Here is an 11,547-nt window from a genome sequence, read left to right as displayed (position 1 = left end):
GTTCATCAGGTCCCAGACAGGCGAATGGTCCGTTCACCAGCCCCAGGAGGAGACGAGCGGTCCGATCACCGGGTTCCGATGGGATGAACGGACCGTTCACCAGCCCCATGAGAGGCGAACGGACCGTTCGCCAGGTCTCAGGAGGCGAACGGACCGTTCACTCGGGTTTTGAGGCTTGTGAGCGCTCCCCCGGTCGGGTAAGGAAGATCCCGTCGGACGAAGTACCGTGTTCGTCATGGGGATCGTCACCGCTCCGACCGCGTTGTCCCAGCAGGAGTGGACCGCTCGCCGCGACGCCCACGTCGAGCGGGTGCGCGGGTGGACCGGGCCCCACCTGGAGCGCAGGGCGGCCGGGGTCAAGCACCCGATCATGGACTTCCTGTTCAGCTACTACAGCTACCGGCCGAGCCGCATGGAGCGCTGGCACCCCGGCCCCGGCGTGGTCCTCGAAGGGGACCTCGCCCGCGATTACCTGCGGTGGCCGTTTTACCGGGAGACCCCGGACGGGGTGTCGCTGGATCGTGAGAAGTTCCTCGCGGAGCGGGTTACCACTATCGGGTTCACCCATCGGTTGCTCACCGCCACCGCGTCGCGCGCACCGCGATTGAGCTGCTTCGGCTTGCACGAGTGGGCGATGGTGTACCGGCTCCCCCAGGACCAGGTCAGGCACAGCGCGCTGCCGCTGCGACTGGGCGCCGAGGGCACCGACGCGGTGGTGGAGTCGCAGCGGGTGCAGTGCGGGCACTACGACGCGTTCCGCTTCTTCACCCCCGAGGCCAGGCCCCGCAACGCCCTCACCCCCACCCTGGACAGCCGGGTGGAGCTGGAGCAGCCGGGCTGCCTGCACACCTCGATGGACCTGTTCAAGTGGGCCTACAAGCTCGACCCCGCCACGCCGTCCGAGCTGGTCCTCGACTGCTTCGAGCTGGCTGCCCGCGTGCGCGAGCTGGACATGCGGGCCAGCCCCTACGACGTGAGCGCGTTCGGTCACTCCCCCGTGCGGATCGAAACGCCCGAGGGGCGGGCCGACTACGCTAGGCGACAGAGCGCCTTCGCCGAGGAGGCCGAGCCGTTGCGGGCCGCCTTGATCGGGTTGACCTCGGGGCTGCTGGGTGAGCTGCCCGCTCTGGGATGACGGACCCCGTGCGCGTCCCGGCCACCGGAGCCCGCCGCGTGCCGGTGAGCGGTCCGCGCCAAGGGACGTGCCGGGGGATCAGCGCAGGCGTGACTTCACCCTGAGGCCAACTTTCACCTGTTAGCGTGACCCGCCCTGGCGTGACAGGGGGCGGTTCCGACCACCGGAGGGACGATGTCTCGACACCGCACGCTGCGGACCAAGGTGCGGCGCGGCATCGCCGGGTGGCCCATCACCATCATCGGCGTCGTGGCGCTGCTGGTGCTCGGCTGGTTCGGCTGGCAGTGGATCGGCGACGTGGTCGACCAGCGCGCGGCCGTGCAGGCCGGGGACTGCAACGAGGGGCCCGCGACGCTGAAGGTCGCCGCGACCCCGAGCGTGGCGGACGCCGTGCGGCAGGTCGCGCAGGCGTGGAGCGCGCAGCGGCCCGTGGTGTACGACCACTGCATCGGCGTCGAGGTCCTCGCCAGCGACTCCGAGGTGGTCCTGGAGGGCCTGACGAACACCTGGGACGAGGAGAAGCTCGGCTCCCGGCCGCACGCGTGGGTCACCGACTCGGCGGTGTGGGCGAACCGGCTGGCCGCGCAGCGCCAGTCCATGATCGGGTCCCCGCCCGAGTCGATCGCGACCAGCCCGGTGGTGCTGGCCATGCCGCAGCAGGCGGCCGACGCGGTGCAGGCCGGGCCGGGGTTCCGGTGGACCGACCTGACCGCGATGACCTCGTCGGCGACCGGCTGGGACCGGTTCGGCGAGGCCGGGTGGGGGGCGTTCAAGGTCGCCCTGCCCGACCCGGCGGTCAACCCCGGCACGGCCATGGCGCTGGAGGCGGCGCTCGCGGGCGCGGGAGCCGACCCGACCGGGCCGGTGACGGCGGACCTGCTGGCGCAGGAGCCGGTGAAGCAGGCGATGGCGAAGCTGGTCGCGGCCCGGCCGGAGCAGACGACGACCAGCACGTGGCAGGCCATGGCGGTGCTCGCGGCGAACCCGGCGGTCGGCTCGGTCGGGTTCAGCGCGGTGCCCGCGCTGGAGGTCGACCTCTACCGGCACAACACTGGCGCGGAGGACAACCGGCCCGCCCCGGCGACGCCGCTGGTGGGAGTGGTCGCGCAGGGCGTGACGCCGGTGGCGGACTTCCCGTTCACCGCGCTGTCGGGTGAGTGGGTGAACGAGGCGCAGGCGCGGGCCGCGCAGGCGTTCCGGACCTTCCTGAAGGCCCCCGAGCAGCGGGCGACGCTGGCGGCGGCGGGACTGCGGGTGGAGGGCGTGACCGAGCGGCCGAGCCCGGCGCCCGGCATCGCGTGGGCCGAGGTCGCCGAGCGGCTCGAGCCCGCCGACGCGGCGGCGACGCAGCAGGTGACGGGCGCGTGGGCGACCGCCGACAACGGGCAGGTCGTGACCGTGCTGGTGGACACCTCGAAGACGATGGGCGAGGACGGCGGCGACGGGCGCACCCGGCTGGAGTGGGTGCGGGAGGCGCTGACCGGGCAGGTGAACCGGGCGGTGTCCGGGTCGCTCGGGCTGTGGGAGTTCGCGACCGGGGCCGACGGGGACCGGGCGTACCGGGAGCTGGTGCCGACCGGGTCGGTGGGGGCGCGGCGGCAGTCGCTGCTGGACGCGGTGGGGCGGCTCGCGCCGCGCGGCGACGACCGGCCGTTCACGGCGCTGGTCGCGGCCTACGAGGACGTGCTGGCGGACCACCGGGACGGCAAGCGCAACCGGATCGTGGTGATCACGGACGGCGGGGCCGACGGGGACCTGTCGCCCGCCGACGCGAAGGCGCGCCTGGAGGGGCTGAAGGTCTCCGGCAAGGACGTCGGGATCAGCGTGGTCGCGCTGGGGAGCGGCGCGGACGGGCCGGGGCTGTTCCAGGACATCACGAAGGCGTTCGGCGGCGGGACGGTGTCGGTGGTGGAGGACGGGAGCGGCGTGGACGCGGCGCTCGGGCAGGTCCTGGCCGGGCGCTGACGGGCCGCGCGGGACCGCACTTGTGCGTTCTCCCCGGCCCCCCTGTCGTGGGACGCTGATCGCTTCTGGTCTCACTGCGGGCGCGGGGGTGCTCAGGGTGACCGATGCCGATGTTGGCCTCCTTCTTCCGGGGGACCCCGATCACGTGGGGCGTTACCGGTTGCGCGCGCGGCTCGGGGCGGGCGGGATGGGCCGGGTCTACCTGGCCGCCACGCCCGGTGGCCGCGCGGTGGCGGTCAAGGTGGTGCACGCCGAGCTGGCCGCGGACGCCCGGTTCCGCAGGCGGTTCGAGGTCGAGGTGGCGGCGGCGCGGCGGGTCGGCGGCGTGCACACCGCGCAGGTGCTGGACGCCGACACCGGCGCGGACCGGCCGTGGCTGGCGACCGAGCACATCGCGGGGCCGACCCTGCAGCGGGCCGTCGAGGAGCACGGACCGCTGTCCGAGGGAGCGGTCGCGGCGCTCGGGGCCGGGTTGGCCGAGGGGTTGGCCGCGATCCACGAGCACGTCGTGCACCGGGACCTGAAACCGGGGAACGTGCTGCTCTCCCGCAGCGGCCCCCGCATCATCGACTTCGGCGTCGCCCGCGCGCTGGACGGCTCCTCCGCGACCACGCGCGCCACCCTGCTCGGCACGCCGGGGTTCATCGCCCCCGAGCAGTACCTGGGCCGGGAGGCGGGGCCCGCGTGCGACGTGTTCTGCCTGGCGGCCCTGCTGGTCTTCGCCGCCACCGGAAGGCGGCCGTTCGGCGAGGGCGCCGCCGAGGCGCTGGGCTACCGGGTGGTCAACGGGGAACCGGACCTGGGCGGGGTGCCGGGGTCGCTGCTGCCGCTGATCGCCGCCGGTCTGGAGAAGGACCCGGACGACCGGCCGGGCGTGGCGGACTTCCTGGAGCGGTACTCGCGGTTGGCCGGGGGCGCCCCGCTGGTGCTGCCCGAACCGGTGACGCGGTTGATCACCAGACGGGTGACGTGGGCCAGGACCCTGGTGGAGGCCGCCGACCCCGGTCGGGGCAAGGCCGAGCCAGAGGCGGGCGCCACCAGGCCCAAGCCGGGCAGCCCGCGGGCGGGCGCGGCGAAACCGGGCAAGGCCAAGCCCGACAAGCCCAGGCCGGGCAAGGCCAAGCCCGACAAGCCCAAGGCGGGCAAGGCGAAACCCGCCAAGCCCAAGGCGGCGGCTCCCCGGCCCGGCATCACCCCGAGGCCGGTCGTCACCCCGAGGCCGGTCGTCAACCCGCCGAAGCCGACCGACGACCCGCCCGCCGCCGTGCTCGTCCTGGGCCTCCTGGGCAGCCTCCTCGCCCTGCTAGCCGTCAACGGGAAGCTGCCCGAGGTGGTCGACTGGATGACGAGCGAGCTGCGGGGAACGCCCACGCTCGCCGCCACGCCCCTGGTCGCGCCGACCCGGTTCCCCCTGCTCGAGCCCGCCCCGCCCGCGCTGCGCACCACCACCCCACCCCCCGACCCGGTGGACCTGGCGTTCGAGCAGGTCAGACCGGGTCACTGCCTGTCGGCCCACGGGGACCCGCGCGAGTACGGGCGGTGGAGCGAACCGTCCCCGTCGATCGTCCCCTGCGACCGCACGGACGCCTACACGCGCGTGGTCGCGGTGCGGGGGAGCCCGCTCGACTGCCCCTCCGAGCTCGGGGCGTCCTCCTGGACCAGCACCGGCACGCGCGCGAGCACCACCCTCTGCCTGGAGCGGCAGATCCGGGTGGGCGAGTGCTTCCTCGGCGTGGACGGCGGCGGGGGCGCCGTGAGCATCAACAACAAGGGGATGATGACGACCTGGGGGTGCGACGAGACCACGGTCCCCAGCGAGTTCGACCACATCCTCCAGGTCGACGCCACCACCCACCTCCCGTGCCCGCGCGGCTCGCTGACCTGGGACTTCCGCGGCGGTCACCTCTGCGCCCACGTGGTGTGACCGCTACACCTCGCCCCTGAGCAGCGCCACGCCCAGCGCCGTGCGCAGCGACACCACCTCGCGCCCCTCCCGCCTGCTCACCGCCAGCCCGGCCGCCCGCAGCACCCCGAGGTGCTGCGACACCGCCCCCGCCGTCACGCCGAGCGCCCCCGCCAGCTCGCTCACGCTCACCGGCCGCTCCAGCGCCCGCAGCAGCGCCGCCCGCGTGCCGCCGAGCAGCCGGTCGAGGCCGTCGCCGGTGACCCGGCAGGAGCGCTGCCACACCGAGCCGAACCCGCGCGCCGGGTAGTGCAGGCCCAGCCGCAGCGGGCTGTCGCGCAGGTGCGTGCCCGGCCACACGAACGCGGAAGGCAGCAGCACCAGGTCGCGCTCACCGGGAGTGATCGCACGGCCGGAGACCACCAGTCTCAGCGACTCGAACGTCACGTCCGGGTGCAGCTCCCCCAGCACCGCGGGCGGCCCCGCGTCGAGCAGGCGCTGGCCCCTGCGCTCCAGGTCGCCCTGCAGCACGCCTTCCACCTGAGCCCACACCGGCCGGATCACCGCGTCGTGCACCGCCCGCAGCCGCTCCTGGAGCCGGGGCACCGCGTCCGGGGCGGCCAGCAGCCCGGCCTGCGCGCCCAGCGCCCCCGTCACCCGCTCGGGGGTGGTGGTCCAGGTCAGGGCCTCCAGCTCGGCGTCGAAGCCCGCCATGCGGTTGCCGGGTGTGGGTATCAGGAACTCCGGTATGTCCGCTCTGGCCACCAGCGCGGACAGCGCCGAGCGGTCGCCGGGCAGCACGGCGAGCTTGCCTGCGGCCCAGCTGAGCCACTCGGCGTGCGGGTGCGGGGCGTGCGCGCGGGCCAGCAGGCGCAGTCCGGCGACGGTCTCCCAGATCGGTGATACGGCGAAGCGCAGGCGCATGGGTTGAGTCCACACTAAAAGGTCGGGGTCACCAACACGTGGTGCGAAGGTGGCCGCATGACGTGGGGACGATTGCAGGCGGTAGCGATCTCGGGCGCGGCGGGGCAGGGCCTGCTGCTGACCCTGCTGCCGCTGCTGGCCGTGTCGATCACGACCGATCCGGCGGCGGTGTCGCTGGTGAACGTGGTCGGGCAGCTCCCGTGGCTGCTGTTCTCGCTGTTCGCGGGCGTGCTGATCGACCGGGCGCGGCGCACGGCGGTGCTCGGCTGGTCGTTCGCGGTGCTGGCGGTGTCGGCGCTCGCGCTGGCCGCGATCGGGGAGCGGGGCGGGTTGCCGCTGCTGCTCGCCGTGGCGTTCGTGGTCACCTCGGCGCAGGTGCTCGGCGACGGCGCGTCCGGCGCGCTGGTGCCCGAGGTGGTGGGGCCGGACCGGTTGGCGTCGGCGAACGCGCGGCTGATGGTGATCGAGCAGGGCGTGGTGCGGTTCGTGGTGCCGCCGCTGGCGGGGTTCGCGGTCGGGGTCGGCACCGGGTACGCGGCGTGGGGCGCGCTGGTGTGCGCGCTGCTGGCGCTGGCGATGATGCGCGGCACGGCGTCGGCCCCCGCGACGCCGAGCGGGCAGAACCCGGTGCGGGACATCGCCGAAGGGCTGAAGTACCTGGTGGGGACGAGGTTGCTGCTGGCGATCAGCGTGGCGGTGGCGCTGGGGTCGTTCGCGTCGTCGGCCGAGTTCGGGATCTTCGTGCTGTACGCGATGCAGGAGGTCGGGGTCGACGAGTTCGGCTACGGCGTGCTGCTGGCCTGCACGTCGGCCGGGTGGGTGGCGATGTCGTTCTTCGTGGACGCGATCGTGCGGCGGCTCGGCTACTCGTGGTCGATGCGGGTGGCGCAGCTGGCGATGGTGCTGAGCGCGGTGGCGCTGGCGCTGGCCCCGAGGTCGCCCGCGTTCGTGGGGGTGGTGATGTTCCTGAACACGGCGCTGGTGCTGATCTGGAACGTGTGCTCGCAGTCGTCGCGGCAGCGGTTCACGCCGAGCAGGCTGCTCGGGCGGGTGCTGACGGGGCACCGGGCGCTGGCGTGGGGGTTGAACCCGCTGGGCGCGCTGGCGGGCGGGCTGCTGGCGGCGCAGGCGGGGTTGCGGTCGGTGTACTGGATGGCGGCGGTGGTGCAGGTGGGGGCGCTGGCGGTGGCGTGGTTCGCGCTGTCGCCTAAGGCGTTCCGGGAGGCGGAGGACGCGGCGGCGGCTCGGGCGGTGGCGATCTAGCGGGCTGCCATCACCGCGTGCCACGGGGTCGCGTCGAAGATCAGGGTGATCGACGTGATGCGGCCGTCGGCCAGCCGGAAGTGCTCGGCCGTGCGCTGGACGCCGAACGGCAGGGTGGTGCGCACGTCGTAGACCAGGGTGGCCTCGTCCTCGCCGTGCAGCTCGCTGATCACGTCCACGCCCGCGACGACGCCCAGGAACCCCGCCAACCCCGCCAGGTGCCCCTCCGCGTCGGAGGTCATCAGCGGGCTGCTGAAGGTGAAGCCCTCGGCCAGCCGGGCAGCGGCGGCGGGCACGTCGCCCGCGAATCTGGCGCGGTGGTAGGCGCGCACCGCGGCACGGGTGGTCTCGGCGCTCATCCGCGACCGCCGATCCGCTCGGCCAGCGCGCGCTGGTTCTCCGCCAGGCGCAGGCACAGCAACCGCAGCGCCTCGACCTCGTCCCCGGTGAACCCCCGGAACAGCGCCGCCATCGCCAGCTGCGTCGGCCGCCGGAAGGCCTCCAGCCAGGCCAGGCCGGCCTCCGTCACCCGGACCAGCACCACCCTGCGGTCCACCGGGGACGCGGTGCGCTCCGCCAGGCCCGCGCCCTCCAGGGTGTCCACCAGTCCGGTCACGTTGCGGGAGCTGGCGTTCGTCGCCCCGGCCAGATCCTTCACGCTCATGCCCGTCTCGGCGGCGCTCAGCAGGATCAGCACGTCCATCGCCCCTGGGCTCAGGCCCCGGTCGCCACTGCCGCTCGTGCGCAGCTTGTCCAGTGAGCGCGCCGCCGCGCGCACCGCCGACGCCGCTTCCAGGAACGCCGTGTCCCCGTCCAGCGCGAAGCGGGCCAGCGCCTCCCTCGCACCACCACCATCAAGTACTTCATTCATAGTGAGGCACTACTTCAGTACGTACTTCACTATCCTGTCACGCTCAGGCACGACGAAGGGGGCCGACGCCCTGGAAGCGTCGACCCCCTCGATGTCGCCCAGGCGCTGATCAGCCGCCGAACGCGGAGATCGGCGGGCAGGAGCAGACCAGGTTGCGGTCGCCCTTCGCGCCGTCGATCCTGCGGACCGGCGGCCAGATCTTCGGGGCCGACGTCCCCGCCGGGAACACCGCCACGTCGCGGCCGTACGGGTGCGCCCACTCCCCCGTCACCGACGCCGCGGTGTGCGGGGCGTTGCGGAGCGGGTTGTCGTCGGCGGGCCACTCGCCCGCGCCGACCTTGTCGATCTCGCGGCGGATCGCGATCATCGCGTCCACGAAGCGGTCGATCTCGGCCAGGTCCTCGCTCTCGGTCGGCTCGACCATGAGCGTGCCCGCGACCGGGAACGACATCGTGGGGGCGTGCAGGCCGTAGTCCGCGAGGCGCTTGGCCACGTCGTCCACGGTCACGCCGGTCGCCTTGGTCAGCGGGCGCAGGTCGAGGATGCACTCGTGGGCCACGAACCCGCCCTCGCCGGTGTAGAGGACCGGGTAGTGCTCGTCCAGGCGCCGCGCGACGTAGTTCGCCGCCGCGACCGCCGTCATCGTGGCCCGCCGCAGGCCGTCCGCGCCCATCATGCGCACGTACGCCCACGAGATCGGCAGGATCGACGCCGAGCCCCACGGCGCGCCCGAGATCGGGCCGACGCCGGTCTCCGGGCCCGCGCCCGGCTGGAGCGGGTGGTTCGGCAGGTACGGGGCCAGGTGCGAGCGGACGCCGATCGGGCCGACGCCGGGGCCACCGCCGCCGTGCGGGATGCAGAACGTCTTGTGCAGGTTCAGGTGCGACACGTCCGACCCGAACTTGCCGTACCGGGCCAGCCCGATGAGCGCGTTCAGGTTCGCCCCGTCCACGTACACCTGGCCGCCCGCGTCGTGCACCAGGCCGCAGACCTCGCGCACGGTGTCCTCGTACACCCCGTGCGTCGACGGGTAAGTGATCATGATCGCGGCCAGGTGCTCGGCGTGCTCCAGGACCTTGTCCTTGAGGTCGCCCAGGTCCACGTTGCCGCGCTCGTCGCACTTGACGACGACCACCCGCATCCCGGCCATCACGGCGGACGCGGCGTTGGTGCCGTGCGCGGACGACGGGATCAGGCACACGTCGCGCTCGAGGTCGCCGTTGGCCCGGTGGTACGCCCGGATCGCGAGCAGGCCCGCGAACTCGCCCTGGCTGCCCGCGTTCGGCTGGAGCGACACCGCGTCGTACCCGGTGACCTCGGCCAGCCAGCCCTCCAGGTCGCCGATGAGCGAGAGCAGGCCCTCGGCGTCGGAGGCGGGCGCGAACGGGTGCAGGTCGGCGAACTCCGGCCAGGTGACCGGCTCCATCTCGGCGGTCGCGTTGAGCTTCATGGTGCACGAGCCGAGCGGGATCATGCTGCGGTCGAGCGCCACGTCCTTGTCCGACAGGGACCGCAGGTAGCGCAGCAGCGCGGTCTCCGAGCGGTGGCTGTGGAACACCGGGTGGGTCAGGTAGTCGGTGGTGCGGCGCAGGTCGGCGGGGATGCCGTCGGCGGTGTCGGAGTCGAGGGCGTCCACGTCGGCGACGGCCACGCCGAACGCCCGCCACACCAGCGCGAGGTGCGCGCGGGTGGTGGTCTCGTCGCAGGCGATCGACACGGTGTCCGCGTCGACCCGCCACAGGTTCACGCCCAGCTCGCGCGCGGCGGCGACGACCTCGTCGGCGCGGCCCGGCGCGGAGGCGCGGACGGTGTCGAAGAACTCGCCGTGCACGACGTCCACGCCGCCCTCGCACAGGCCCGCGGCGAGCACGGTGGCCATGCGGTGGGCGCGGGTCGCGATGGCGCGCAGGCCGTCGGGGCCATGGTAGACGGCGTACATCGACGCCATGACGGCCAGCAGGACCTGCGCGGTGCAGATGTTGCTGGTGGCCTTCTCGCGGCGGATGTGCTGCTCGCGGGTCTGGAGCGCCAGGCGGTACGCGGGGTTGCCGTCGGCGTCGACGGACACGCCGACCAGGCGGCCGGGCAGCTGGCGCTCCAGGCCGGAGCGGACCGCCATGTAGCCGGCGTGGGGGCCGCCGAAGCCCATGGGCACGCCGAACCGCTGGGTGGGGCCGACGACGACGTCCGCGCCGATCTCGCCGGGCGGGCGCAGCAGGGTGAGGGCGAGCAGGTCGGCGGCGACGACGGCCTGGGCGCCCGCCTTGTGGATCTCGGCGATGAGGCCCTCGTGGTCGCGGACCACGCCGGAGGCGCCGGGGTAGGACAGCAGCACGCCGAAGAAGTCGCCGCCGAGGCCCAGGCCCTCCAGGCCCTGGGACAGGTCGGCCACGACGATCTCGATGCCGAGCGGCTCGGCCCTGGTCTCGATGACCGCGAGGGTCTGCGGGAGGGTGTCGGCGTCGACCACGAACCTGGTGGACTTGGAGCGGCCCGCGCGGCGCACGAGGGTCATGGCCTCGGCGGCGGCGGTGGGCTCGTCCAGCATCGAGGCGTTGGCCACGGGGACGCCGGTCAGGTCGCCGACGACGGTCTGGAAGTTGAGCAGCGCCTCCAGGCGGCCCTGCGAGATCTCCGGCTGGTACGGGGTGTACGCCGTGTACCAGGCCGGGTTCTCCAGCACGTTGCGGCGGATCACGGCCGGGGTGAACGTGCCGTGGTAGCCGAGGCCGATCATCTGGGTCATCGGCCGGTTGCGGGCGGCGAGCGCGCGCAGCTCGGCGAGGGCCTCGGTCTCGGTGGCGGGCTCGGGCAGGTCCAGCGCCAGGTCGCCCTCGCGGATCGACTCGGGCACCGCGCGCTGCGCCAGCTCCTCCAGGGACCCGACGCCGATGACGTCGAGCATCCTGGCCAGCTCGGCGGGGCGGGGGCCGACGTGGCGGTCGGCGAACGGGGTCCCGTGCTCGAGGGCGGCGAGCGGGATGCGGTCCTGCGTCATCTGGGGCCTTCCGGTGCAGCGGGCTGTGGGCACACCTGTGTCCTGGAGCGCCCTCCCCCTCTGTCTCCGGCCCGCGAGCGGGCGGCCTGAGAGCTTCACCCGGTCGGGACCGGGTTTGCACCGTCGGCGGGGTCGGCTCGACCCGCTTTCCAGAGGTGTCTCGCCCGCGCGGTCCTGGGGCCTGAGAGGTTCCGGGGAGGATTTGCTCCTTCGGCGCCGAGCTGGGCTCGGACTCTCCCGCGCGGGGTGAAACGACTACCGGAGGAGCTTACCCGGCCGGGGGGTGCCCGTTCACACTCTCGCGACGTGGATCTCAGGGCAGCTGGTTCCGCCGAGTGGTCGAGCGGGCGGGGTGGAGGGGCTCTCCGGGCGGCGGCGACCGGGTGATCATCGAGCAGCGGCGGCGGTCGGCAGCGGCAGGGAGCGGCGGCGGTCGGCGGCGGCGGTCGGCGCGCGCCCGGTGGCGGACAGCGGGCAGCGGGCAGCGG

At 74.0% G+C, this 11,547-nt stretch carries 8 protein-coding genes and 1 riboswitch; of the genes, 4 read left to right on the top strand and 4 right to left on the bottom strand.

The features are described from left to right. Nucleotides 1–235 precede the first annotated feature (235 nt). The 3 genes from ACTUAL_RS23490 to ACTUAL_RS23480 all read left to right on the top strand — a co-directional run bounded on the left by ACTUAL_RS23490 (nucleotide 236) and on the right by ACTUAL_RS23480 (nucleotide 5,024). Nucleotides 236–1,135, top strand: a complete 900-nt coding sequence (locus ACTUAL_RS23490) for a 3-methyladenine DNA glycosylase (protein ID WP_096498017.1) — start codon at nucleotides 236–238, stop codon at nucleotides 1,133–1,135. A gap of 174 nt (nucleotides 1,136–1,309) precedes the next feature. Beyond that, nucleotides 1,310–3,100 (top strand): substrate-binding domain-containing protein, encoded by a 1,791-nt coding sequence (locus ACTUAL_RS23485; protein WP_440901763.1) that lies wholly within the window; start codon nucleotides 1,310–1,312, stop codon nucleotides 3,098–3,100. Between the two features lie 145 nt (nucleotides 3,101–3,245). Beyond that, the gene (locus tag ACTUAL_RS23480) at nucleotides 3,246–5,024 is read left to right on the top strand and encodes a serine/threonine protein kinase (RefSeq protein WP_440901762.1); all 1,779 of its coding nucleotides are present in this window, start codon (nucleotides 3,246–3,248) and stop codon (nucleotides 5,022–5,024) included. A 3-nt stretch (nucleotides 5,025–5,027) separates the two neighbouring features. Here ACTUAL_RS23480 and ACTUAL_RS23475 read toward each other — a convergent pair whose 3' ends face one another. After that, on the bottom strand, nucleotides 5,028–5,927 hold the full coding sequence (locus ACTUAL_RS23475; RefSeq protein ID WP_440901761.1) for a helix-turn-helix domain-containing protein: 900 nt from the start codon (nucleotides 5,925–5,927) through the stop codon (nucleotides 5,028–5,030). 57 nt (nucleotides 5,928–5,984) lie between these two features. On the opposite strand from ACTUAL_RS23475, the gene ACTUAL_RS23470 reads away from it, so the two are divergent. Then, nucleotides 5,985–7,190, top strand: coding sequence for an MFS transporter (locus ACTUAL_RS23470; protein ID WP_440901760.1), 1,206 nt, complete (start codon nucleotides 5,985–5,987; stop codon nucleotides 7,188–7,190). On the opposite strand, the gene ACTUAL_RS23465 is transcribed toward ACTUAL_RS23470, so the two are convergent. From ACTUAL_RS23465 to gcvP, 3 genes are all read right to left on the bottom strand, one after another. Further along, nucleotides 7,187–7,549: a nuclear transport factor 2 family protein gene (locus ACTUAL_RS23465; protein ID WP_440901759.1), complete on the bottom strand. Its 363-nt coding sequence runs from the start codon at nucleotides 7,547–7,549 to the stop codon at nucleotides 7,187–7,189. The genes ACTUAL_RS23470 and ACTUAL_RS23465 overlap by 4 nt on opposite strands. Further along, nucleotides 7,546–8,061, bottom strand: a complete 516-nt coding sequence (locus ACTUAL_RS23460; protein WP_096496210.1) for a MarR family transcriptional regulator — start codon at nucleotides 8,059–8,061, stop codon at nucleotides 7,546–7,548. Before ACTUAL_RS23460 ends, ACTUAL_RS23465 begins: the two co-directional genes overlap by 4 nt. Nucleotides 8,062–8,170: 109 nt before the next feature. Further along, nucleotides 8,171–11,059 (bottom strand): aminomethyl-transferring glycine dehydrogenase, encoded by a 2,889-nt coding sequence (gcvP, locus tag ACTUAL_RS23455; RefSeq protein ID WP_440901758.1) that lies wholly within the window; start codon nucleotides 11,057–11,059, stop codon nucleotides 8,171–8,173. Between the two features lie 159 nt (nucleotides 11,060–11,218). Continuing rightward, nucleotides 11,219–11,309, bottom strand: a riboswitch (glycine riboswitch). Between the last annotated feature and the right edge of the window lie 238 nt (nucleotides 11,310–11,547).

The sequence above is a fragment of the Actinosynnema sp. genome, assembly GCF_052038725.1.
Note: the sequence above shows the minus strand (reverse complement) of the source record. Positions and strands in the feature narration are given on the sequence as shown.

What these genes read in the sequence shown, in the direction of transcription:
- ACTUAL_RS23490 (WP_096498017.1), top strand. Translation starts at nt 236, where the DNA reads ATGGGGATCGTCACCGCTCCGACCGCGTTGTCCCAGCAGGAGTGGACC.
- ACTUAL_RS23485 (WP_440901763.1), top strand. Translation starts at nt 1,310, where the DNA reads ATGTCTCGACACCGCACGCTGCGGACCAAGGTGCGGCGCGGCATCGCC.
- ACTUAL_RS23475 (WP_440901761.1), bottom strand. Translation starts at nt 5,927, where the DNA reads ATGCGCCTGCGCTTCGCCGTATCACCGATCTGGGAGACCGTCGCCGGA.
- ACTUAL_RS23470 (WP_440901760.1), top strand. Translation starts at nt 5,985, where the DNA reads ATGACGTGGGGACGATTGCAGGCGGTAGCGATCTCGGGCGCGGCGGGG.
- ACTUAL_RS23465 (WP_440901759.1), bottom strand. Translation starts at nt 7,549, where the DNA reads ATGAGCGCCGAGACCACCCGTGCCGCGGTGCGCGCCTACCACCGCGCC.
- ACTUAL_RS23460 (WP_096496210.1), bottom strand. Translation starts at nt 8,061, where the DNA reads ATGAATGAAGTACTTGATGGTGGTGGTGCGAGGGAGGCGCTGGCCCGC.
- gcvP (WP_440901758.1), bottom strand. Translation starts at nt 11,059, where the DNA reads ATGACGCAGGACCGCATCCCGCTCGCCGCCCTCGAGCACGGGACCCCG.